This window comes from Burkholderia sp. BCC0405 (genome assembly GCF_902833075.1).
Taxonomy (GTDB): domain Bacteria; phylum Pseudomonadota; class Gammaproteobacteria; order Burkholderiales; family Burkholderiaceae; genus Burkholderia.
The window spans coordinates 22,783-44,640 of the sequence record NZ_CADFEO010000013.1 but is presented as its reverse complement, the minus strand read 5'-3'; the positions used below and the strand labels follow the sequence as shown (position 1 = coordinate 44,640).

At 66.1% G+C, this 21,858-nt stretch carries 22 protein-coding genes; 14 read left to right on the top strand and 8 right to left on the bottom strand.

Features of this window, described 5'->3' with window-relative positions; translation table 11 throughout:
- Positions 1-163: 163 nt before the first annotated feature.
- Entirely contained in the window at positions 164-760 is a 597-nt protein-coding gene (locus HWX36_RS21890; protein WP_175954647.1) for a TetR/AcrR family transcriptional regulator, read from the top strand.
- Between the two features lie 68 nt (positions 761-828).
- Here HWX36_RS21890 and HWX36_RS21885 read toward each other — a convergent pair whose 3' ends face one another.
- Positions 829-1,260, bottom strand: a complete 432-nt coding sequence (locus HWX36_RS21885) for a YciI family protein (RefSeq protein ID WP_175954645.1) — start codon at positions 1,258-1,260, stop codon at positions 829-831.
- A gap of 206 nt (positions 1,261-1,466) precedes the next feature.
- On the opposite strand from HWX36_RS21885, the gene HWX36_RS21880 reads away from it, so the two are divergent.
- Positions 1,467-1,697, top strand: coding sequence for a hypothetical protein (locus tag HWX36_RS21880; protein ID WP_027790668.1), 231 nt, complete (start codon positions 1,467-1,469; stop codon positions 1,695-1,697).
- A gap of 53 nt (positions 1,698-1,750) precedes the next feature.
- Here HWX36_RS21880 and HWX36_RS21875 read toward each other — a convergent pair whose 3' ends face one another.
- From HWX36_RS21875 to HWX36_RS21860, 4 genes are all read right to left on the bottom strand, one after another.
- Positions 1,751-2,065, bottom strand: coding sequence for a hypothetical protein (locus HWX36_RS21875; protein ID WP_244136490.1), 315 nt, complete (start codon positions 2,063-2,065; stop codon positions 1,751-1,753).
- Positions 2,066-2,162: 97 nt separating this feature from the next.
- Positions 2,163-3,584: an MFS transporter gene (locus HWX36_RS21870; protein WP_175954643.1), complete on the bottom strand. Its 1,422-nt coding sequence runs from the start codon at positions 3,582-3,584 to the stop codon at positions 2,163-2,165.
- A gap of 159 nt (positions 3,585-3,743) precedes the next feature.
- Complete coding sequence (locus HWX36_RS21865; protein WP_175954641.1) at positions 3,744-4,505, bottom strand: ABC transporter permease; 762 nt, start codon at positions 4,503-4,505, stop codon at positions 3,744-3,746.
- 3 nt (positions 4,506-4,508) lie between these two features.
- Positions 4,509-5,453: an ABC transporter ATP-binding protein gene (locus tag HWX36_RS21860; protein WP_175954639.1), complete on the bottom strand. Its 945-nt coding sequence runs from the start codon at positions 5,451-5,453 to the stop codon at positions 4,509-4,511.
- A 435-nt stretch (positions 5,454-5,888) separates the two neighbouring features.
- Here HWX36_RS21860 and HWX36_RS21855 point away from each other — a divergent pair, with 435 nt between their 5' ends.
- The 10 genes from HWX36_RS21855 to HWX36_RS21810 all read left to right on the top strand — a co-directional run bounded on the left by HWX36_RS21855 (position 5,889) and on the right by HWX36_RS21810 (position 15,681).
- The gene (locus tag HWX36_RS21855; protein ID WP_175954637.1) at positions 5,889-6,185 is read left to right on the top strand and encodes a cupin domain-containing protein; all 297 of its coding nucleotides are present in this window, start codon (positions 5,889-5,891) and stop codon (positions 6,183-6,185) included.
- 617 nt (positions 6,186-6,802) lie between these two features.
- Complete coding sequence (locus HWX36_RS21850) at positions 6,803-8,407, top strand: DUF2957 domain-containing protein (protein ID WP_175954635.1); 1,605 nt, start codon at positions 6,803-6,805, stop codon at positions 8,405-8,407.
- Positions 8,408-8,478: 71 nt separating this feature from the next.
- Positions 8,479-9,732, top strand: coding sequence for a DUF2957 domain-containing protein (locus HWX36_RS21845; RefSeq protein ID WP_175954633.1), 1,254 nt, complete (start codon positions 8,479-8,481; stop codon positions 9,730-9,732).
- A gap of 73 nt (positions 9,733-9,805) precedes the next feature.
- Entirely contained in the window at positions 9,806-10,630 is an 825-nt protein-coding gene (locus HWX36_RS21840) for an OmpW family outer membrane protein (protein ID WP_175954632.1), read from the top strand.
- 121 nt (positions 10,631-10,751) lie between these two features.
- Positions 10,752-11,255: an activator protein gene (locus tag HWX36_RS21835; RefSeq protein ID WP_069260616.1), complete on the top strand. Its 504-nt coding sequence runs from the start codon at positions 10,752-10,754 to the stop codon at positions 11,253-11,255.
- Between the two features lie 182 nt (positions 11,256-11,437).
- Complete coding sequence (locus HWX36_RS37835) at positions 11,438-11,707, top strand: hypothetical protein (RefSeq protein WP_347879230.1); 270 nt, start codon at positions 11,438-11,440, stop codon at positions 11,705-11,707.
- A gap of 232 nt (positions 11,708-11,939) precedes the next feature.
- Entirely contained in the window at positions 11,940-13,031 is a 1,092-nt protein-coding gene (locus tag HWX36_RS21825; RefSeq protein WP_175954920.1) for a hypothetical protein, read from the top strand.
- 418 nt (positions 13,032-13,449) lie between these two features.
- Positions 13,450-14,592 carry a glycosyltransferase gene (locus HWX36_RS21820; protein ID WP_175954628.1) on the top strand — a complete coding sequence of 381 codons (1,143 nt, stop codon included), beginning with the start codon at positions 13,450-13,452 and terminating at the stop codon, positions 14,590-14,592.
- Entirely contained in the window at positions 14,589-15,083 is a 495-nt protein-coding gene (locus HWX36_RS21815; protein ID WP_175954626.1) for a hypothetical protein, read from the top strand. The genes HWX36_RS21820 and HWX36_RS21815 overlap by 4 nt, the downstream gene beginning before the upstream one ends.
- Positions 15,084-15,096: 13 nt before the next feature.
- Entirely contained in the window at positions 15,097-15,681 is a 585-nt protein-coding gene (locus tag HWX36_RS21810; protein WP_175954624.1) for a dual specificity protein phosphatase family protein, read from the top strand.
- A 104-nt stretch (positions 15,682-15,785) separates the two neighbouring features.
- Here the strand turns inward: HWX36_RS21810 and betA are convergent, their stop codons facing one another.
- Genes betA through betI form a run of 3 tightly spaced genes read right to left on the bottom strand, consistent with a single transcriptional unit; the run spans position 15,786 to position 19,589 of the window.
- Positions 15,786-17,486: a choline dehydrogenase gene (gene betA, locus HWX36_RS21805; RefSeq protein ID WP_175954622.1), complete on the bottom strand. Its 1,701-nt coding sequence runs from the start codon at positions 17,484-17,486 to the stop codon at positions 15,786-15,788.
- A gap of 16 nt (positions 17,487-17,502) precedes the next feature.
- Complete coding sequence (betB, locus tag HWX36_RS21800) at positions 17,503-18,972, bottom strand: betaine-aldehyde dehydrogenase (RefSeq protein WP_175954620.1); 1,470 nt, start codon at positions 18,970-18,972, stop codon at positions 17,503-17,505.
- A 32-nt stretch (positions 18,973-19,004) separates the two neighbouring features.
- Complete coding sequence (gene betI / locus HWX36_RS21795) at positions 19,005-19,589, bottom strand: transcriptional regulator BetI (protein WP_175954618.1); 585 nt, start codon at positions 19,587-19,589, stop codon at positions 19,005-19,007.
- Positions 19,590-20,308: 719 nt separating this feature from the next.
- On the opposite strand from betI, the gene HWX36_RS21790 reads away from it, so the two are divergent.
- On the top strand, positions 20,309-21,211 hold the full coding sequence (locus tag HWX36_RS21790) for an alpha/beta hydrolase (RefSeq protein WP_175954616.1): 903 nt from the start codon (positions 20,309-20,311) through the stop codon (positions 21,209-21,211).
- Positions 21,212-21,278: 67 nt separating this feature from the next.
- A complete protein-coding gene (locus HWX36_RS21785; RefSeq protein WP_175954614.1) occupies positions 21,279-21,848 on the top strand; it encodes an isoprenylcysteine carboxylmethyltransferase family protein in 570 nt (189 codons plus the stop codon).
- Positions 21,849-21,858 lie beyond the last annotated feature (10 nt).

Sequence of the window (21,858 nt, the reverse complement as noted above, 5' to 3'; positions counted from 1 at the left end):
GACAGGGTAGGGAACCGTCGGGTATCGACAGGCTTCTTGTTTCGTCGATGTACTCATCCTACTAGTAGGTAGGTAAATGAGGCAAGGAGAAACTGCGACTGGAAAAGACTATCTCAGGGCGGTAAACTATCCTGTTTTTCATCCGACTAGATGGTAGGCAAATATGACGGTAACGGGTGACAGCACGGCGGCCCGCATTCTCGAAGCCGGGCGGCAACTGATCATGCGGCGCGGCTACAGCGGATTCAGCTATGCCGACATTGCGGACGCGATCGACATCCGGAAGGCGAGCATTCACCACCACTTTCCGACGAAGGCGGATCTGGCGGTTGCCGTGCTGCAGCAGTCGCAGGCGAACTTCGATGCCGACATGGCGCTGCTCGAATCGAGCGGCGCCGACGCGCTGGTGCAGATGCGCGCATACCTCGGCTACTGGGAACGCTGCATCGCGGACGACAGCGCGCCGTTCTGCGTCGCCGGCATGCTCGGCGCGGAACTGCCGGCGCTGCCTGACGAAGTCGCACGGGCGGTGAAGGCGCATTTCGACGACCTCGCCGCGTGGCTGGTGCGCGTGCTCGAGGCAGGGGTGAAGGACGGCATCGTGCAGCCGGGCGTGTCGGTGCAGACCGAGGCCGCGACATTCGTGTCGCTGGTCTATGGCGCGATGCTCGCCGCGCGGGCGTACGGCAATGCCGGAATGTTCAGGGACGTGACCGGCGGCGCGGTCGAGCGGCTCGCGGTGCCGCGCAAACGCGCGTGAGACGCGCACGCATCAGCGGGTAGACGCGGCGCCCGACGGTCGTGCGAAACCGTCGAGCGTCGCCCGGCTTATGCGTGTTTCCCGGCCTCGGCTTGCGCGCGCTGCCGCGCTTTCTGCTCCTGCAACTCGGCCGTGAAGGCCGGGCTGAAGTCTTCAGCCTCGAACAGCGGGCGGATCTCGATGTCGGAGTCGCCCGGCATCGGGTTCGGGCAGCGCTTCACCCATTCGACCGCTTCTTCCATCGATTTCACCTGCCACAGCCAGAAGCCGGCGACGAGTTCCTTCGTCTCGGCGAACGGGCCGTCGATGACGGTGCGGTTCTTGCCGGCGAAGTGCACGCGCTTGCCGCGCATGCTCGGATGCAACCCGTCGGCGGCGAGCAGGATGCCGGCTTGCGCCAGTTCTTCGTTGAACCGGCCCATCGCGGCGATCATTTCAGGGTCGGGCATCCGGCCGGATTCGGAATCGGCGGTGGCCTTGACGATTACCAGGACGCGCATGGCGGACTCTCCTTGAATGGAATGAGGGGGCGCCGCCGGCCGTGCCGACGGCAAGACGATCGGTTACGACAACACGACGCGCGACGGCGGCGCGAATCGACATCGGGCCGACGAATTTTCGCTGACTGCGCACCGGCGGGCCTTGCAGCGGAGCCTGTTGCCAAAACTGGTATGCTGATCTTCACCACGTTCACGCGGAGGACGCCATGGCTGCCAAGGAAGTCTCGAAGAAAAAGTACCTGAAAATCCTGAACAAACGCTTGCGCGCCGAGCCGGCGGCTCCGGCCGGCGCGTCGTTTGTCTTCTTCCCGCTGGGCGCGAAGGCGAAGAACGCAACGGGTGTCGTGTCCGGCGACGCGCGCAGCAAGCGCGAACTGGCGGTGATGGCCGCAGTGCAGCGCAAGGCGGCCGAAGAGTTCGTCGTCGCCGGCGCCTGACCGGAACCGGCTCGGAACCTGCTGCGCCGCCGTCGGATTGCCGACTCCGCGGCTTACGCGGCGGCGGCGTCGCAATGCGCGATCGCGCCGGCGAGCACGCGCGGGATGTCGTGCGTGATCACCGGGCCGTGCATCGGCAGGATGACGTCGAGATCGAGCGCCTGGGTCCGGCGCACCGCACTCGCCAGGTGTGCGAGCGACGGCAGGTAGTCCGAGCGCCGGATCGAATCGAGGAACGCCGGCAGCGGGTCGGCGGCGGCTTCGTCGCCGAAGCGCATCAGGAGGTCCGACGACAGCAGCGCCTGGTACGCCGGCAGATACACGACCAGCGCATCCCATTGATGGACATGCTTCGTGAAGATCGGCACGGGCTGGCCGCGAATCCTGTCAGTTCAAGCAGCGGCCGGCCGGGCACGGCACCGAACGCCGTCCCGGCCGTCAGGAACACCCAGGCTGACCGGGCGCTCAGGACACCTTGTCCGCCGCGGCCGCGTACCGGCCGCCGCTACCCGCTTCATCGCCCGCCGCCAGTTGCTCCAGCGCGAGGCCCTTCGTCTCGATCCCGAGCGTCCACACGGCGAGCGCGGCCGCGACGAACGACAGCGCGCCGAGCGTGAACACGCCGCCCTGGCCGAACACGGGCAGCACGACACCGACCACGTAAGGGCCGATCAGCGAGCCGACGCGCCCGATCGCCGACGCGAAGCCCGAGCCCGTCGCGCGCGCGCCGGTGCCGTACAGCTCCGGCGTGTACGTGTACAGCGCGGCCCACATCCCGAACAGGAAGAACTGCATCGCGAGGCCGGTGCCGATCAGCAGCGCCATGCTGCCGCCGTACAGCGCGCTCTGGCCGTATGCGTATGCCATCGCGCCGCCGCCGAGCAGCGACGCGATGCAGGTCGGCTTGCGCCCCCAGCGCTCGACGAGCCACGCGGCGCACAGGAAGCCCGGCACGCCGCCGAGCGAGATCAGCACCGTGTAGAACACCGATTTCGTGACTTCGAAGCCGGCCTGCTGCAGCAGCGCGCCGAGCCACGACGTGAGGCCGTAGAAGCCGAGCAGCGCGAAGAACCACAGCAGCCACACCATCACCGTGCGGCGCCGGTACACGCCGCTCCAGATCTCGCGCAGCGCGCCGCGCCCGCGGGCGGCGACCGGCTCGGCAAGCCGCGACGGCGGCGGCAGCGTGGTGACGCCGGCCGAGCGCATCACCTTCGCCTCGATCGCGTGCATCACCGTGTCGGCTTCCGCGTGCCGGCCCGCATGTTCGAGCCAGCGCGGCGATTCCGGCACGATGCGGCGCACGACGAGCACGAACACGGCGGGAATCGCGAGCAGCGCGAACACGGTGCGCCAGCCGAACTGCGGCAGCACGAAGTACGCGACGATGCCGGCCGTGATGAAGCCGAGCGGCCAGAAGCCGTCCATCAGCGCGATCAGGCGGCCGCGCTTCTCGGTCGGCACGAATTCCGACAGCAAGGTTTGCGCGACCGGGAATTCCATCCCCATCCCGATCCCGAGCAGCACGCGGTAGACGATCAGCGCGTCGACGCTCTGCGCGGTCGAGCACAGATAGGAGGCCGCGCCCCACAGCACCATGCTCCACTGGAACACGGGCCGGCGGCCGAAGCGGTCGGCGAGCAGGCCGGCGACGGCCGCGCCGAGTACCATCCCGAAGAAGCTTGCGCTCGCAACGAGGCCGGCGGCCGCGGTCGACAGCCCGAACTCCTTGCGGATCGAGCCGAGCACGAAGGTCATCGTGCCGAGGTCGACCGAGTCGAAGAAGAACGCGATCGCGATGATGAAGAAGATCCGCTTGTGATAGCCGGAGAACGGCAGGCGTTCGAGCCGGGCGGCGGCGGAGGCGGGAGCGGTGGCGGCGGGCATGGCGTCCTCTGAAATGAAAAGGGGCCGCGAAGCGTGTGCTCCGAGGCCCCGATGCTTCATCTTCAGTAGACGCGACCACAAAATGCCGCATCAGAGGAAAAACGCCGCCTGCTTGCTCAAATGCGTCATCGGCGGCGGCGCGGGGTGCGCCGTCTTGCGTCAGTTCTTCAGCTTGTAGCCGGTGCGGAACATCCACGCGACGATCGCCAGCAGGATGACGAGGAACAGCGACGTCGCGCCGAGGCTGACGCCCACGTGCACGTCGGCGATGCCGTAGAACGACCAGCGGAAGCCGCTGACCAGGTAGACGATCGGGTTGAACAGCGTGACGACGCGCCACGCGGGCGGCAGCATGTCGACCGAATAGAAGCTGCCGCCGAGGAACGTGAGCGGCGTGATGATCAGCAGCGGCACGAGCTGCAGCTTCTCGAAGCTGTCGGCCCAGATGCCGATCACGAAGCCGAACAGGCTGAACGTGATCGCCGTCAGCACGAGGAACAGCACCATCCAGAACGGATGCAGGATGTGCAGCGGCACGAACAGGCCGGCCGTGGCGAGGATGATCACGCCGAGCAGGATCGACTTCGACGCGGCCGCGCCCACATACGCGATCACGATCTCCCAGTACGACACGGGCGCGGAGAGAATCTCGTAGATCGTGCCCGTGAAGCGCGGGAAGTAGATGCCGAACGACGCGTTCGAGATGCTCTGCGACAGCAGCGACAGCATCACGAGGCCCGGCACGATGAACGAGCCGTAGCCGATGCCGTTCACGTCGCTGATGCGCGAGCCGATCGCGGAGCCGAACACCACGAAGTACAGCGACGTCGAGATCACCGGCGCGATGATGCTCTGCATCAGCGTGCGGCGCGTGCGGGCCATTTCTGCGCGGTAGATCGCGCTGATGCCTTGCAGGTTCATGCGTCAGGCTCCTTGCATGCCGTTGCGGCGGTTGTCGATCAGGCTGACGAAAATGTCCTCGAGCGAGCTCTGCGTCGTGTGCAGGTCGCGGAAGCCGATGCCGGCCGAGCCGAGCGCGTTGATCAGCTTCGCGATGCTCGCGTCGTCGCGCTGCGAGTCGTACGTGTAGACGAGCGCGGCGCCGTCGTCCGCGCGTTCGAGCCCGAACGGCGCGAGCGCGGGCGGCACGTCGGCGAGCGGGTGCTCGAGCTGCACGGTGAGCTGCTTCTTGCCGAGCTTGCGCATCAGCTCATGCTTTTCCTCGACGAGCACGAGCTCGCCGCCGAGGATGATGCCGATCCGGTCGGCCATTTCCTCGGCTTCCTCGATGTAGTGCGTGGTCAGCAGGATCGTCACGCCGCTCTCGCGCAGCGAATCGACGAGCTTCCACATGTCGCGGCGCAGCTCGACGTCGACGCCGGCCGTCGGTTCGTCGAGGAACAGGATGCGCGGCTCATGCGACAGCGCCTTCGCGATCATCACGCGGCGCTTCATGCCGCCCGACAGCGTCATCAGCTTGCTGTCGCGCTTGTCCCACAGCGACAGCGCCTTCAGCGTCTTCTCGATATGCGCGGGATTGGGCGCCTTGCCGAACAGGCCGCGGCTGAACGACACGGTCGCCCAGACGGTTTCGAACGCGTCGGTCGTCAGTTCCTGCGGCACGAGGCCGATCATTTCACGGGCCGCGCGGTATCGATCGCGAATGTCGTGGCCGCCGACCGTCACGCGCCCTTCGGTCGGCGTGACGATGCCGCAGATCGAGCCGATCAGCGTCGTCTTGCCGGCGCCGTTCGGGCCGAGCAGCGCGAAGATCTCGCCGGGGCGGATATCGAGGGTCACGTGCTTCAGCGCCTGGAAGCCGGACGCGTAGGTCTTGGAAAGATCGGAGACGGAAAGGATCGGTTGCATGCTCACGGGTGGCATGGCCGGCCGGCGCGACGGTGTGTGCCGCGCGTGCCCGGCATCGCCGCCGCTCGCGAAGCGGCCGGGATCGGGGACGGCATGGCGAACGGGCGTCATGTCGAACGGCGTTGTGGTGCGGGATCGCGGGACCGCCATATTAGCAATCGGTAGATGGAAATGCATGCTCGTGGAAAGGGCGTGCGTTGCCGGCGCCGGATTTGCGTGAATTGACCGTGTGTTGCTGAATAACGCGGCGCTTTATTTGCGATGCGCGAACAATTTGCGCCGCTTTCGGCGAATCGGGCAGCGATCGGGGCTCGGCTCGGCCGCCGCGCGGCTGGCCGGCCGACTGTGCCGCCCGAAGGCCGCCGCGCCGTACCGGGACGGCATGCGCGGCGCTCGCGATAATGCGTTCCTCTCATCGTTCGCGGAGCGGGGCACATGGCTTTGATCGATTTCAGATCCGTGGCGGCGGCGCAGGCCGTCGCGTGGAAATCCACGATCGTCGGCGAGGTCGGGCCGGCCAGGATCAAGGTGCTGCGCATGGATGCGCAGGCTTATGAAGCGGAAGTGCACGACTACAACGAGGGATTGCTGGTGCTGGACGGCCGGATGATGCTCGAGGTCGGGGGCGAGACGGTCGTGGTCGAGGCCGGGCAGATGTACCTGGCGCTTGCCGGAACCCTTCACGCGGTGCTGCCGGGCAGCCACGGCACGCTCGCGATCATCGATGTGTAAGGTTGCGCCGCAACATGCATGCGAGCGGCTCAGGCCCGGCTGGCTTGGCCAAGCGCGGATCGGCAGGCGCCGTTCAAACGCGTGTTATACAGCTTGGGTATTTGTCTGAGCAAATAAATTGAAGGCTGTTTGAAAATCTGTCAAATACCGTATGAACGCTAGGATTGCGCGGTTTCGGTCGTTTGGAACTCTGCATCCATTTACTTGTGGGTATCGCCCGATCATAGTTTCCACAAACGACGCATCACGATAACGAATCAAGCGTACGGATGGAGACCCATAGATGAGACGCGTATCCGCGGGGCCGGTCGGACTGCCGTTTCCCGTTTTTTCGCTGAATGCAGGCGCGACGCAGATCGCATGCCTGCGTTGCCCTATCGCCGTGTAGCGGCGAACCACTTCCCGTTTCGATCGTTCCGACGGCGCCGTGCCGCATGACGGCGCCGCGGGACAGCGCTTGTCTGCCGCCGCGGCGCGTGCCGCATTTGCCTGACCGGCATCGCGGCCGTCTTGCGCGCATCGTCATGCGCCGCGCGTTCGTGCCGCGGCGCGATACCAACCGGCGGGCCATGCAGCCTGTCCGGACGAGACTTGTCGTACCTGAAAAGGAGGGGTTGATGATTTGCATTCCTGAATGGCGGAAGGCGATCCTGTCGTGCGCGGTAGCCGCTTTGCCGTTCGTCGCCGGTTGCGGCGGCGGCGACGATCCGGGGCCGATCAATGTGCCGCAATGTTCGGGCAGCGCATGCGGGCCGAGCGGTGCCGAAACGACGCCGCCCGTCGTGACGAAGCTGTGTCCGGACGCGCTCGATTACACGACGACGTATACGGGCGGTTCGGGCAGCGGCGAGTACGTGAAGGTGAAGTTCGACACGACGAAGCTCACCTATCAGATGCAGTTCCTCGACTCGTCGGTGCCGACGTCTGCGGGGCAGATCAACAACACGCGCGCGGGCCTGACGATCAGCGGCGCGTTCCATCATCCGACCAATCTTCCGACGGCCGAGCAGAACCGCTGCGCATTCGTGCTCGACAGCGGCGCGACGAGCGACGGCACGTATTCGGTGACGATCAATCGCGCGGATCCGCCGATGCTGTTCGTCGGCAACGGCGTCGTGGGCGGCGGGATTCCGGGTGCGACGATCGCGTTCCAGGGGATCGAGGTCGTGCCGGGCTACTTCCTCGGTACTGTACCGTCGCGCACGTTCGACTTCTATCCGTTCATCGGCTTTACCGACACGGAAACGGATTTCACGAAGGTGGCCGGCGCATACAACGAAGTCGGCATTCACCTGTCGCCGACCGGCACCGGCTTCCAGACCACCACGCCGCAGGGCTGGCAGCCGGACGTCGTGAACTGGAACCAGACGCTCAATGCGGACGGCTCGTGCACGATCACGCAAGGCAGCGACTACTCGTGTCAGACGACCGGCACGCCGTGGACGTTGCGCAAGAACGCGGACGGCACGTCCGACAACGTATTCGTCAGCAATGCGCAGACGGGGCAGCCGTATCCGTCGGCCGGCCAAGGGCAGCCGATCGTGCTTCTCGTGCCGAGCCAGGCCCATGGCGTGATGATCGTCGGCAAGCTGAACGGTGCACTGGTGCCGGTGGTGATCCGCGTAGGGTACGCGTATGCCCCGCCGGGCAATCCGTTCGGTTCGGTGGCCGATGCGGAAGTCGGCATCTCGGTGCTCGCGCCTTCCACACCGGTTGCGGCCAACGTGCTGAAGGGCGGGTTCATCGGTGCGACGAGCGCGTCCGCGTGCGGTGTGGTGACGAACAACGGGCCGTCGAGCAACGCGGCTGCTGCGCGACCGAGCTTCGACCCGATGATCCCGCATCCGGACCTGCCGGGCGTGTTCAACACCAGTTTCAATTACTTCACGCCGTCTGCCGGCAACTGTACCGATGGCACCGCCGTATCGACCATCGCGGCGAACTACACGTCGACGCTCTTCCAGGGCAATACCGCGGCATTCATCGATCCGCAGACGTCGTCGGAGACGGCTCAGTTCGGGCTGGACTATACGCAGGCATCGCCCGGCAAGATCGCGGTCACGGCCAACAGCGACTTCAACGCGAAGGGCGCCAGCGGCAACGTGGCGATCTTCAAGAAGGGCGACAAGGGCTGGATCGTGACGGCCGGCAACGTCTACGCGATGGTCGTCAACAACAGCCAGGTCAACCCGTTCTTCACGGTCGGCGCGTTCGTCCAGTAACCCTGCACTGAACACGTAACACCGGCGGCGCACGCGCCGCCGCCGGCGAATCGGATTTCAAGAGGATTCCTATGAATTTGAAGCAATGGATGGCCGTGGCGTCGCTCGCGCCCGTGCTGGCGGCATGCGGCGGAGACGGCGACCCGCCGCCCGCGCCGGTGGTCCGGCTGTGCCCGCAGACGATCGACTACAACACGGTGTTCATCGGCGGATCGGGGTCGGGCGAGCTTGTGAAGGTGCAGCTCGATACGACGAAGATGACGTACCGGATGACGTATCTCGCATCGCCGGTGCCGAGCACCACGGGTACCGTGCAGCCGACCCGCGACACGGCGCCGGCCAACGTGGTCGACGGCACGCTCGCCGACGAAACGGGGCTGCCGACGGTGAAGCTGAACCAGTGCACGTTCCGGATGCAGAACGCCAGCCTCGACCCGAACCGGCCCGCGCGGCTGTTCCTCGGCGAAGGCGTGCTGGGCGGCGCGATTCCCGGCGCGACGATCCAGTTCAACGGCGTGATCGGCGTGGGCAAGATTGCGCAGACGACGTTCCCGTACTACCCGTTCATCAGCTTCTCGTCGCTGGAAACCGACCTGACGAAGATCGCCGGCAAGTACAACCAGCTCGGCTATCACCAGGTGCCGTCGCAGAGCTTCCAGCCGGTGGCGCTCGACCAGCAGGTGACGATCAACGCGGACGGCAGCTACGTCGAGACCGACAACTTCGGCAAGAAGAACGGCGGGCAGCCGCTCGTGTCGAGCGCGACCGTGAACCAGCCGTTCACGCTGCGGCCCGATGCGCCGGCGTTCCAGTCGCTCAACTACCTGCCGCAGATTCCGCCGACGCTCGCCGCGGCCGATCCGGCGAAGGCCGGCAAGGGAATTCTGATCGTCGGCAAGCTGCGCAACCAGCTCGTGCCGATCTTCATCCGCACCGGTGCGGCCAACGCGGACCTCACGCAAGGCCCGCCGAGCGCGGACGACGAATCGGGCATCTCGTTCCTGAGCCCGCAGACGGCGATCGCGCAAGGCTCGCAGAACGGCGAGTACACGGGTGTCGACAGCGCATTCAACTACCGCGCGACCGCGCTCGTCGGCGCGCAGGCCACGCTGCTCGATCCGTTCAATGCGTCGCAGGCCGCGCTCACGCGCGCGCTGAACCTCGACTACACGCAGAAGGTGCCCGGTGTCGTCACGACCGTGCATGCGGACGCGGCGTCGGGGCCGGCGACCGGCAAGTTCGTGTTCACCGGCGGCGTGTTCGGGTTCCTCGACATGAACGATACGAGCAACCCGTACTTCACGGTCGGCGCATTCGTGCAGTGACGCACGCCTGGATGGAGACACGGCGGCGCCGCGCGCAGGTGCGCGGCGCCCGGACAGAATGAGGGGAGACTTCATGAGGAAGCTGATTGTCGCGGGTGTCGTCGCAGGCGTGTCGACGCTCGCATCGGCCCAGCAGGCAGGCGACAACGTCGCGACGCTGGGCTGGCTGCACATCATGCCGCAGGATTCGACCAACGGGCTGACGACGAATCTCGCGAGCATGCCGATCAACGGGCCGCTGCGCCTGCCCGGGTCGTTCACGTCGCCGGGCACGAGCCTGACGGTCAACAATGCCGATACGGTCGGCCTCACGCTCACGCACTTCTTCACCGACCATATCGCGGTCACGTCGGTGCTCGGCGTGCCGCCCGAGTTCACGTTGACCGGGCACGGCACGATCCGGCCGCCCGGCCCGGCCGGCGCGCTCGGCAGCGTCAACATGGACGATCCGGCGAACCAGCCGGCGGTGAAGAACGCGCGGCAATGGAGCCCGACGGTCATTCTGCAGTACTACTTCAATTCGCCGACGGCGCGGTTCCGGCCGTTCGTCGGGATCGGCGTGGCCTACAGCTGGTTCAGCAACATCGAGCTGAATGGCAACTTCGCGAAGGACATCAACGAGAACCTCGGCAGCGTACTCGCGGCCGGCGCAGGCAAGCCGGGGCCGACGTCGGTGGAGGGCAAGGCGTCGTCGTCGTTCACGCCGGTCTACAACGTCGGCGCGAGCTATGCGATCGACAAGCACTGGGGGCTCACGGCAACGCTGACGTACATGCCGCTGAAGACCTACTCGTCGCTCGTGATCAAGGCGGCCGACGGCTCGACGCTCGCCACCACGCGCACGCGGCTGAAGGCCGATCCGCTGATCACGTTCGTCGGGATTTCCTACAAGTTCTGAGCCGTCCGGCGCGCATGACGCGCGCCGGCGGCTTCCTGCGACCGGTTGGCCGGACCCTTCCGGCCGGGAGGTCGCGTTCCTGGCGGCATGCCGCCATTTGTGAAGAGAGGGGGCAGTTCAAATGAGCATTCGCAAAATCGTATCGCTTGTTGCTGCAGTGGCTTTCACCGCGGTTTCGGCCGCGCCTGCTTTCGCCGTTACCGTTTCGCGGGCCGACGGTCAGCCGATGAACCCGAATGGCGAGCCGTTCTCGGCGTCGGGGATCACGAATCTCAGCAAGGGATCGATCAGCGCTTCCTGTACCGCGACCTTCAACGGCACGATCACGTCGACCGGCATCGTCAACATCACGTCGACGCAGTTCACCGGCGGCGGGACGTGCGGCCTCATCGCCGGCAGCGCGAGCAGCGCGTCGCCGTGGACGGGGCAGGCTGACAGCACGACACAGCTGTCGATCAATAACGCGAAGGTGACCGTGACGCTGCTCGGCACTTGCGGGCCGAGCAAGGTCGTGACGGCGTGGAGCGATTCGAACTCGTCGCTGACGTTCAACAATGCCGTGCTGACGCCGGATTGCACGGTGGGCGGCACGGTCCTGACGTCGCCGAAGTTCCACGTGCAGTAAGTGTCGCAGATCGAAGCAGGATGCCCGCCGCGCGCGAGGGCCGTGTGGTAGGTGCGGCGGGTATTCGCGGTTTCGATGGGTCCGTGCCGTCGCGTGTATCGGCGCGACGGCCGGATTCGTTCGGCAGAGCGGTCGCGTTTCTCGAGGAAGGCCGCCATATATCAAGAGAGAGGGCCGTACAGATGAAAATTCGTCAAATTGCATCGCTTGCCGCCGCGGTCGTCGTTACCGCGGTTTCGGCCGCACCCGCATTCGCAGTGACCGCTTCGCGAGCGGATGGCTTGCCGACGAATCCGAATGGAGAACCGTTTTCGGCGTCGGGGCTCACGTCGCTCCAGAAGGGGGCGGTCGGTCCGATCCACTGTATGGCGACGTTCAACCACGCCGTGCTGACGCCGGATTGCACGGTGAACGGCACGGTCATCATGTCGCCGAAGTCCCGCGCTCAGTAAGCGCCGCCGATCGAGGCGGCGTGCTTGCCGCGCACGAAGGCGGCGCGGGATGGACGCGGATTTCCGCTTCTTCGACGTTTTCGAGCCGTCGCCCGGATCAGCGTGGCGACAGGCTGACCCCACGGGTCGCGATCCGACGCGTGGGGTCTTGCGGGTCGGCACGGCGTACCGCGCCAGCCGATTCGACCGAATTAACCCTATTCCAATTGGCCAGAACACTCCCGGAAGACCCATGCTTACCGATCCAGCAAAGTATGGAGATGCCCGCGGCGCAACGCCTGACCGGCTGCGCACGGCCGCGTGGCTGCAGTACCTGATCGAACGACTCGACGCTGCCGCTTGCGCGGCGCAGGCGTGTGACGCCGACGACACGACCGTCATCGCGTCGCACGCGATACGCATGCGGGCTGGCGCGAGCCTGTCCCGGGAAGCGACGGCGATGCTTCACCGGCTCGCGCCGTGGATCGCCTCGGACGGCGGCGCCTGCGCATGCGACCTGACGGACCGGCGTGGCGCGTGCTCGCATGTGCCTTCGATGCAGCAACTCGCCGAAGCCGAACGCAGCTGCCCCGGCTCGCGCGCCGTGTTCGACACCGCGCACGGCGCGATCGATGCCTGCGCATTCGACGACCCCGATGTCGGCTGGGCCGCGCTCGAGCGGATTGCCGGCGGTGTCGAAGGCAACGGGGGCGATGACGGCGAAAGCACTGAACATGAAAAGGGTGCGCAGGACGAGATGCCGCCCGTGAAGAACCTGAGAGACAGGCTGGCCGCCGTCGCGGCGGCGAGTGGAGCAACGTCGGCCTTGCCTGGCGCCGTCATCGACGCGATCGTGCTGCGCGCGTGCGGGCCGCGCGACGATGCATCGCGCATCGACGAGATGGCTGCGCTCGCGACGTTCTCGGCCGTGCTCGCCGCCGGCAACGGAACGTCCATTGCCGCGTATGGCGGTCAGCACAACCTCGTGGCGCGGGCGATCCGCACGCATCGCGCCGATCTCGCGTCGGTGGACGGGCTGCTCGCGGCGTTATCCGTGTGCAGGCTCGATCAGCTCGTCGGCGCGGGCAGCTTCTGGGCCTACTCCCTGCTGGCTGGCATCGTGATCGCGGCACCGGACGCCGTGAGGGAAGTCGGTCGCCGCTTTCATGGTGACGAGTGGCAGGCGTGGCTCGATCACGTGCTTGCATGGCCGGCGGTCAGCCGATTCGGGCCGAAGGAGGACGTCGCGTTCGAACGCCTGCAAGGCGCGATGAGCCTGACGTCGCGATGGAACCCGATCGTTCGCGGGAAGCGGATGCGCAAGCAGGGCGGTGCAATACCCTGATTCGGGAACCTCGTGGGACACGGCCGGCCGATGCATCGGCTTTGCCGAACCGACATGCGAGGATGCCAAACCAATCGCGCACGAGCACGTGGCTCGCGCCGAAATGCCGGGCCCCGTTCGCACGCGTGAACGGGCGTCGGCCGGTGACGCGCCGAGCCGTCATGCCGGCCACTGGTCGCATGCCATGCCGTCCATCTTTCCTGACCGCCCGACCGCCTGCGCGCCTCCCCGATCCAGGCGCCATCGACCGAACGCAGTATGATTCCGCAGTCGATGCGGGCGATCGCTTCGCTGTAACCGGCCGCCCGCACCGCCGAAGATCTGCCAGGCTTGTTGTACACCGGACGCAAACCGCCGCCGCGTGAGCGCGCCGCTGCGAACCCGCCTCCGGCCCCCTTTCATCGAAACGGTCAGTCAGATGTCAAAGCAAAGCAAGAAGATCCTCCTCCTGAGCGTCAGCGCCGGCGCCGGCCATACCCGCGCGGCCGAAGCGATCCGCGCGTTCGCCGACCACCATCCCGCCGGCATCGAAGCCACCCACCTGGACGTGATGGATTTCGTGTCCACCGGCTTTCGCAAGCTTTACACCGATCTCTACATCAAGCTCGTCAGCAGCCAGCCGGCGCTGTGGGGCTACCTGTACCAGAAGACCGACGAAGTCGATCCCGCCGCGCCGTCGCAGAAGATCCGGCGCGCGATCGAGCGGCTCAATTGCCGGGCGCTGCTCGCGGAGATCGAACGGCAGCGCCCGGACGCGATCATCTGCACGCACTTCCTGCCGGCCGAACTGCTGTCGCGCGAGATCCGCAAGGGGCGCGTCGACACGCCGGTGTGGGTGCAGGTCACCGATTTCGACCTGCACAGCATGTGGGTCGTGCCGAACATGCGCGGCTATTTCGCGGCCAACGACGAGATCGCGTGGCGCATGCATGCGCGCGGCATGGCGCCGGAAACGGTGCACGTCAGCGGCATTCCGATCATGCCGGCATTCGGCCAGCCGCTCGATCGCGCGGCCTGCGCGGCCGGATTCGGCCTCGATCCCGCGCGCCCGACGTTCCTGATGATGTCCGGCGGCGCGGGCCTCGGCGGCCTCGACGTACTGGCCGCGCGCCTGCTGGAGATGGACGCCGACTTCCAGCTGATCGCGCTGGCGGGCAAGAACAAGGCGATGCTGGCGTCGTTGCAGGCACTGGCCGCGCGGCATCCGGGCCGGCTGTTTCCGCAGGGCTTCACGCAGCAGGTCGAACGCCTGATGGCCTGTGCCGACCTCGTGATCACGAAGCCGGGCGGGCTGACGACGTCCGAATGCCTCGCGATGCAGTTGCCGATGATCGTCAACTCGCCGATTCCGGGCCAGGAAGAGCGCAATGCGGATTTCCTGCTCGAACAGGGCGTCGCGCTGAAGGCGATCGACGACGATGCGCTCGTCTACCGGATCCGCGCGTTGCTGCAGACGCCGGAGCGTCTCGCCGACATGCGCCGCCGTCTCGCGCCGCTCGGGCGGCCGCTCGCCGGCCGCTTCGTGCTCGATCGCGTGCTGGGCCTGGAGCCGGCCGCATGAGCGGCGCGCGTTTTGTGCCGACGCGCCATACGGTGTTCGTCGTCGCGTGGGTCGTGTTGCTCGCGTACTTCTTCGCGAACGTGGAGATCCAGATCGAAGGCAGCGCGGGCTGGGCCGCCAACCTGCCGACGTGGCGCATCGAGCATCACTGGCTGCTCGACATCTTCTGGGGCGGGCGCCCGATGACCGGCTACCACGCATGGGTGTTCCCGTTCGTCGCGCTGTTCTTTCACCTGCCGGCCGTGTTCAGCGGACGGTGGTCGTGGCGCATCGAAGCCCGCATCGTCGCGTGCATCATGGTGTTCTGGCTGACCGAGGATTTCCTGTGGTTCGTGCTGAATCCGGCTTACGGCCTGGCCCGCTTCAATCCGGCCAACGTGCCATGGCATATCCACTGGCTGGGCGTGGCCCCGACCGACTACTGGACGATGAGCGCCGCCGCGATCGTGCTGTTCATGCTTTCCCGCGAGCGCAAGCGCGCCTTTTACTGAGCCCAGACCCGACATGAAAATCGCCGTCATTGCCGCGATCGCCGCCACGCTTGCCGGACTCGTGCAGCCGGCCGAGGCGGACCCGGCTGCCGAGGTGTCCGCCCGGCCGATCAATTGGGCGCAGGGCGTGACCGATGCGCACGTGAACAACCTGCACCGCATCACGCCGACGCTGTACCGCAGCGCCCAGCTGTCGCGCTCGGACGTGCCGGAGCTGCAGAAGCTCGGCATCCGCAAGGTCATCAGCTTCCGTTCGTTTCACGCGGACGACAGCATCCTGGCCGGCACGCAGATCAAGATGCAGCGCATCCGGATCAACACGTGGGACATTCGCGACGAAGACATGGTCACCGCGCTGAAGGCGCTGCGCACGGCGGACCAGGACGGCCCGGTGCTGATCCACTGCCAGCACGGCGCCGATCGTACCGGCCTCGTGTCGGCGTTGTACCGGATGGTGTACCAGGGCTGGACGCGCGAGCAGGCGCTCGATGAACTGCAGCACGGCGGCTACGGGTTCCATCCGATCTGGAAGAACATCACGCACTATCTGATGCACGTGGACGTCGAGCGTTTGAAGCGAGAAGTGAACAGCGGCTGACGAACGCATGAAAAACGCATGAAAAACGCATGAAAAACGCCGCCGACAATCGCTGCCGGCGGCGTTTCGTCAGTACCGGTGAGCGGGCAGCGCGCCCGCCGTCGTCAAACCGTCTCCGGCTGCCGCACCGCCTTCGCGACATTCCTCGCCATCGCCCCGTTCGCCACGAAGTAAGGCACGTCCACCCGCGCAAGCGCCTTGCGCCCGCGAATCCTGTCGGCGATCTTCTCGGCGATCATGATCGTCGGCGCATTGAGGTTGCCGGTCGTGATGATCGGCATGATCGACGCATCGACGACGCGCAGGCCGTCGAGCCCGTGCACGCGCCCTTCTTCATCGACCACGGCCATATCGTCGTAACCCATCTTGCACGAGCATGACGGATGGAACGCGGTCTCCGCGCGGGCGCGCACGAACGCGTCGAGTTCCTTGTCCGACTTGCAGTCGGCGCCCGGATTCAGCTCGCGGCCGCGATAGCGGTCGAGCGCGGGCTGCCGCATGATCTCGCGCGTCGCGCGGATCGCATCGCGGAACTCGCGCCAGTCGAGTGCTTCGGCCATGTAGTTGAACAGGATGCTCGGGTGCGCGTTCGGATCGCGCGAGCGCAGCTTCACGCGGCCGCGGCTCGGCGAGCGCATCGAGCCGACGTGCGCCTGGAAGCCGTGCATCTCGATCGCGTTCGAGCCGTTGTAGTTGATCGCAACGGGCAGGAAGTGATACTGGATGTTCGGCCACAGATCGTCGTCGCGCGTGCGGATGAAGCCGCCCGCCTCGAAGTGGTTGCTCGCGCCGAGGCCGGTGCCGTTCAGCATCCATTCGAGGCCGATCTTCGGCTGGTTCCACCACTTGAGCGCCGGGTACAGCGATACCGGCTCCTTGCACTCGTACTGGATGTACATCTCCAGGTGATCCTGCAGGTTCTGGCCGACACCGGGCAGGTCGAGCACGACGGGAATGTCGAGTTCCTTCAGCCACGCGCCGGGGCCGACGCCCGAGCGCTGCAGCAGTTGCGGCGATGCGATCGCGCCGCTGCACACGAGCACTTCGCGGCGCGCCTGCGCGGTCGCGCGCTCGCTGCCGCGCAGGTACGTGACGCCCGACGCGCGCTTGCCGTCGAACAGGATGCGGTCGGCGAGCGCGTGGGTGACGATCTCGAGGTTCGGCCGCGCCTTCGCCTGGTCGAGGTAGCCGCGCGCGGTGCTGGCGCGGCGGCCCTTCGGCGTGACGGTGCGGTCCATCGGGCCGAAGCCTTCCTGCTGATAGCCGTTCAGGTCGTCGGTGCGCGGATAGCCGGCCTGCACGCCGGCATCGACCATCGCTTCGAACAGCGGGTTCACGCCCGGCTTGCTGGTCGTGACCGACACGGGGCCGTTGCCGCCGTGATAGTCGTTCGGGCCGACGTCGCGCGTCTCGGCTTTCTTGAAGTACGGCAGGCAGTCGAGGTACGTCCAGTTCTCGAGGCCCTTGTGCGTCGACCAGTTGTCGTAGTCGAGCGCGTTGCCGCGGATGTAGCACATCCCGTTGATCAGCGACGAGCCGCCGAGCCCCTTGCCGCGGCCGCATTCCATCCGGCGGTTGTCCATGTGCGGCTCGGGGTCGGTTTCGTACGCCCAGTTGTAGCGGCGGCCCTGCAGCGGATAGGCGAGGGCGGCCGGCATCTGCGTGCGGAAGTCGAAGCGGTAGTCGGGGCCGCCCGCTTCGAGCAGCAGCACCGTGACGTCCGGATCTTCCGTCAGGCGCGTGGCGAGCACGTTGCCCGCGGAACCTGCGCCGCAGATGATGTAGTCGTATTCGCGTGTCGTCATGACGGATTCTCCTTCTTTAAAACACCGGGTTGTAGCGGCCGAGCTCGACCTGCACCGACTTGATTCGAGTGTAGTGCTCGAGCGTGGTGATGCCGTTCTCGCGTCCGACACCGGATTGCTTGTATCCGCCAACCGGCATCTCGGCCGGCGATTCGCCCCACGTGTTGATCCAGCAGATGCCGGCTTCGAGACGATGGATCGTGCGGTGCGCGCGCGACAGGTTCTCGGTCACGACGCCGGCTGCCAGGCCGTAGTGCGTGTCGTTCGCGCGGGCGATCACTTCGTCCTCCGATTCGAAATCGAGGATGCTCATCACCGGCCCGAAAATTTCCTCGCGGACGATCTTCATGTCGTCGCGGCAATCCCCGAACACGGTCGGCGCGACGTACTGCCCGCTGCCGAAGTGGCCGTCGGTCAGGCGCGTGCCGCCCGCGAGCAGCTTCGCGCCCTCGGCCTTGCCGCTCTCGATGAAGCCGAGCACCTTGTCGAGTTGCGCGGCTGACACGAGCGGGCCGAAGTTGGTGTCGGCATCGGTCGGCTTGCCGACGCGGATGCGCTTCACGCGTTCGAGCACGCGCTGCGTGAACGCGTCCTTGATCGAGCGGTGCACGAACACGCGCGTGCCGTTCGTGCAGACCTGGCCCGAGCTGAAGAAGTTGGCGGTCACGGCGATGTCGGCCGCGCGGTCGAGATCCGCATCGTCGAACACGATCAGCGGCGACTTGCCGCCGAGTTCCATCGTCACTTCCTTCAGCGACGACGCGCCGGCCAGCGACATCACCTTCTTGCCGGTTTCGACGCCGCCGGTGAACGACACCTTCGCGATGTCGGGGTGGCCGGTGAGCAGCGCGCCGACCGAGCCGTCGCCCTGCACGACGTTGAACACGCCGGCCGGCACGCCGGCTTCCGTATAGATTTCCGCGAGCTTCAGCGCGGTGAGCGGCGTGACTTCGCTCGGCTTGAACACCATCGCGTTGCCGGCCGCGAGCGCGGGCGCCGTCTTCCAGCACGCGATCTGGATCGGGTAGTTCCAGGCGCCGATGCCCGCGCACACGCCGAGCGGCTCGCGGCGCGTGTAGACGAACGACTCGGCGCGCAGCGGCACCTGCAGCCCTTCGATCGCGGTCGCGAGGCCCGCGTAGTACTCGATCACGTCCGCGCCGGTGACGATGTCGACCGCGAGCGTCTCGGCGATCGGCTTGCCGGTGTCGCGCGTTTCGAGCGCCGCGAGTTCGTCGTTGCGCTCGCGCAGCAGGTCGACCGCGCGGCGCAGGATGCGCGAGCGCTGCATCGCGGTCATCGCCGCCCATTCACGCTGGCCTTCCTGGGCGGACGCCACCGCGCGGTCGACGTCGGCCGCGCTGGCCTGCTGCACCTGCGCGAGCAGTTCGCCGGTGGCGGGATCGAAGGTGTCGAAAGTCTTGCCGCTCGTGGCGTCGACGTAACCGCCGCCGATGTAGAGGCGCTGCAAACCGAATACGGACATGAGGATCTCCTTGAGGGCGACTGCGTGACGCGTCAGTCGGACGCGAGCAGCAGGTCGATGTAATCGTGGGCGAGCTTCAATGCAGCCCGGGTGTCGATCGGGCCGCCGGCGAGTGCGCCGCGCAGCCACAGACCGTCGATCAGCGCGGCGAGGCCGCTGGCGGCTTCGCGCGCTTGCTTGCGCGGCAACGCCTTCGCGAATTCGGCGCACAGGTTCGAGTGGAGGCGCCGTGTGTTGACGTGCTGCAGACGCTTGAGCATCGGGTCGTGCATGCTCTGCGACCAGAACGCGAGCCACGTCTTCATCACGGGCGCGCTGACCTGCGTGTCGTCGAAGTTCGCGGCGACGACCGCGCGCAGCCGCGAGCGCGGATCCTTGCGTGCCGACACGCGGCGCCGCGTGGTGGCCGACCACAGGTCGCGCAGCACGTGCCGCATCGTCGCTTCGAGCAGGCCGTCCTTGTCGCCGAAGTAGTGGCTGACGATGCCCGTCGAGATGTTCGCGCGCTGCGCGACCGATGCGAGCGTCGTGCCGGGCAGGCCCGTTTCGTCGATCGAGCGCAGCGTGGCGTCGATCAACTGTGCGCGGCGAATCTCCCGCATTCCGACTTTCGGCATCGCGACTCCCTTCACCCGGACGGGCCGTTCATGGAAGTCGAGAGCTTAGCGGTTTTTTATTGATCGTTCAATCAACAAAAAATCGGGGTCTGACGGTTTCAGCGGGTATCCGGCAGGTGAACGAGGCTCCGATCGGGCGTTGTGCAGGTGCGGGAAAATAATTGAAAGATGATTAAAAAAGCTGGAGTTTGTTTAAAACGCTTTGTGAAGCGAGCGATCAATCCGGCTAATCGTTGCAGGTGTCGAATCGATTGCTGAATGAAAGAGTGTTGAATTATGTGATATTCGGTCTGGCATGGAAGTTGGCTCGAAAAAAGGCGTCAGGATTCATTCATGGAAATCCGTTTTAAATGAGCGAATGAAAATTCATAACGCATTGATTTCAAACGGATGTGTGTGATTAAAACGGGGTATTTCATCGCCTCGCAAACGATTGCGATCGTCCTCGGACGAATTCCGCTTACCATAAAAAATGAGGGAATAATTTGAATCCGCAGAATTTCCTAATGGAGTAGAGGGTATCGTTGGAATGACTTGAGTCAGTAATATTGTCCGTATTAGTATGGCGCCGCACTATGAGGAATGAATCGATGCCGCCGGAATTGGCGCGGTGCATTGGCCAACAGCGCGATTCGTAGCGCGCGCGAGAATCCGGCGCAGTCATTGCGCACCTGCAGCATGCCGCGACGTCGAGACGCCGCATCCACCGGAGAACGACGATGCTGACCGAAAAACACGTGGTGCCGCTGCCGAATGGTCTGAAGGTCTACGTCGAACGGAACGTGTTCGACCCGGCGTTCGACACGGCGATGCTCGTCAACGGCGCGCTCGCGACGACCGCGTCGTTCGGGCAGACCGTCCAGTATCTCGGCGAGCGGATGAACACGATCTGCTTCGACCTGCCGTATGCGGGGCAGTCGCGCCAGCACAACCCGGGCTGCTTCATCCTGACGAAGGACGACGAGGCCGCGATCCTGCAGTACCTGGTCGAGCGTTTCGCGCCGGCGTACCTCGTATCGGTGTCGTGGGGCGGCGTCGCGTCGCTGTTCGCGCTCGCACGCGGCTGCCCGAGCGTGCGGCGCGCGGCGATCTGCTCGTTCTCGCCGCTCCTGAACGATGCGATGGTCGACTACGTGACGCGCGCCCGCGATCACATCGCGGCCGGCGAGAACCTGAAGGCCGCGCAGTTGCTGAACGACACTGTCGGCCGCTACCTGCCGCGCATCATGAAGCTGTACAACTACCGGTATCTCACGCGCCTGCCGCGCGACGAGCAGGACCAGGTCGCGTTCCACGTCGACCAGATCCTGTCGCTGCAACCCGAGCGCTACTTCAGCGAGTTCTCGAACATCGGCTGCGAGCTGCTGTTCCTGAACGGCGAGCGTGACGAATACACGACGCCCGCCGACGTGCGCCAGCTCGGCGCGCACGTGCCGCGCGCGCGGTTCGCGACGGTGCCGGACGCCGGCCACTTCCTCGACATCGAAGGTCGCGCGCAGCGCGAATACACGCGTTCGGCGCTGCTCGACTTTTTCTGCGGCGGGTCGTCGCTTGCCGCCGGCGTCGCGCGTGCTGCCGCGCAGGCGTGCGTGCCCGCATCGATGCACGTGTTGTCGTCGTGACGCCGCATGCCGTGCGTCCGGTACGCGCGGCGCTTCCGAATTCCCATCCCAACGAGGCAGGCCAGCCGTGAATATCGTCCAGACCATCGCCATCGTCGTTCCTTGGGCCGCGTGGCTCGCCTACTGGATCGCCACTTCGCAGGGCGTGAAGACGACCGTGCGCAAGGAAGCGTCACGCTCGCGCACGCTGCAGTCGATTCCGCTGATCGTCGGCGGCGCGCTGATCATCCTGCCCGATCCGTCGTGGCAGGCGCTCGTGCCGGACTGGCAGCGTTTCGGCCTGCAGGCGCAGTGCGGGCTCGCGGTGCTGGTGGCCGGCCTGCTGTTCTCGGTGTGGGCGCGGCTGCACCTCGGCACGAACTGGAGCGTGTCGGTCACGCTGAAGGAAAACCATGAACTCGTCCGCACCGGGCCGTACGGGCTCGTGCGTCACCCGATCTACACGGGCTGCCTGGTCGCGCTCGTCGGGGCGGCGCTGATCGGCGGCGAATGGCGTGGCGCGATCGGCGTACTGCTCGTGTTCGCGTCGCTCGCGTACAAGGTGCGCGTCGAGGAAAGCTGGCTGACCGGGTATTTCGGGCCGGCGTACACGCAGTACCGTCGCGAAGTCGCGGCGCTGATTCCCGGCTTCTATTGAACCCCGCGAG

What these genes read in the sequence shown, in the direction of transcription:
- HWX36_RS21885 (WP_175954645.1), bottom strand. Translation starts at nt 1,260, where the DNA reads ATGCGCGTCCTGGTAATCGTCAAGGCCACCGCCGATTCCGAATCCGGC.
- HWX36_RS21840 (WP_175954632.1), top strand. Translation starts at nt 9,806, where the DNA reads ATGAGGAAGCTGATTGTCGCGGGTGTCGTCGCAGGCGTGTCGACGCTC.
- HWX36_RS21815 (WP_175954626.1), top strand. Translation starts at nt 14,589, where the DNA reads ATGAGCGGCGCGCGTTTTGTGCCGACGCGCCATACGGTGTTCGTCGTC.
- HWX36_RS21865 (WP_175954641.1), bottom strand. Translation starts at nt 4,505, where the DNA reads ATGAACCTGCAAGGCATCAGCGCGATCTACCGCGCAGAAATGGCCCGC.
- HWX36_RS21820 (WP_175954628.1), top strand. Translation starts at nt 13,450, where the DNA reads ATGTCAAAGCAAAGCAAGAAGATCCTCCTCCTGAGCGTCAGCGCCGGC.
- HWX36_RS21860 (WP_175954639.1), bottom strand. Translation starts at nt 5,453, where the DNA reads ATGCAACCGATCCTTTCCGTCTCCGATCTTTCCAAGACCTACGCGTCC.
- HWX36_RS21845 (WP_175954633.1), top strand. Translation starts at nt 8,479, where the DNA reads ATGAATTTGAAGCAATGGATGGCCGTGGCGTCGCTCGCGCCCGTGCTG.
- HWX36_RS21825 (WP_175954920.1), top strand. Translation starts at nt 11,940, where the DNA reads ATGCTTACCGATCCAGCAAAGTATGGAGATGCCCGCGGCGCAACGCCT.
- betB (WP_175954620.1), bottom strand. Translation starts at nt 18,972, where the DNA reads ATGTCCGTATTCGGTTTGCAGCGCCTCTACATCGGCGGCGGTTACGTC.
- HWX36_RS21880 (WP_027790668.1), top strand. Translation starts at nt 1,467, where the DNA reads ATGGCTGCCAAGGAAGTCTCGAAGAAAAAGTACCTGAAAATCCTGAAC.
- betA (WP_175954622.1), bottom strand. Translation starts at nt 17,486, where the DNA reads ATGACGACACGCGAATACGACTACATCATCTGCGGCGCAGGTTCCGCG.
- HWX36_RS21850 (WP_175954635.1), top strand. Translation starts at nt 6,803, where the DNA reads ATGATTTGCATTCCTGAATGGCGGAAGGCGATCCTGTCGTGCGCGGTA.
- HWX36_RS21835 (WP_069260616.1), top strand. Translation starts at nt 10,752, where the DNA reads ATGAGCATTCGCAAAATCGTATCGCTTGTTGCTGCAGTGGCTTTCACC.
- HWX36_RS21855 (WP_175954637.1), top strand. Translation starts at nt 5,889, where the DNA reads ATGGCTTTGATCGATTTCAGATCCGTGGCGGCGGCGCAGGCCGTCGCG.
- HWX36_RS21790 (WP_175954616.1), top strand. Translation starts at nt 20,309, where the DNA reads ATGCTGACCGAAAAACACGTGGTGCCGCTGCCGAATGGTCTGAAGGTC.
- HWX36_RS21890 (WP_175954647.1), top strand. Translation starts at nt 164, where the DNA reads ATGACGGTAACGGGTGACAGCACGGCGGCCCGCATTCTCGAAGCCGGG.
- HWX36_RS21810 (WP_175954624.1), top strand. Translation starts at nt 15,097, where the DNA reads ATGAAAATCGCCGTCATTGCCGCGATCGCCGCCACGCTTGCCGGACTC.
- HWX36_RS21870 (WP_175954643.1), bottom strand. Translation starts at nt 3,584, where the DNA reads ATGCCCGCCGCCACCGCTCCCGCCTCCGCCGCCGCCCGGCTCGAACGC.
- HWX36_RS37835 (WP_347879230.1), top strand. Translation starts at nt 11,438, where the DNA reads ATGAAAATTCGTCAAATTGCATCGCTTGCCGCCGCGGTCGTCGTTACC.
- betI (WP_175954618.1), bottom strand. Translation starts at nt 19,589, where the DNA reads ATGCCGAAAGTCGGAATGCGGGAGATTCGCCGCGCACAGTTGATCGAC.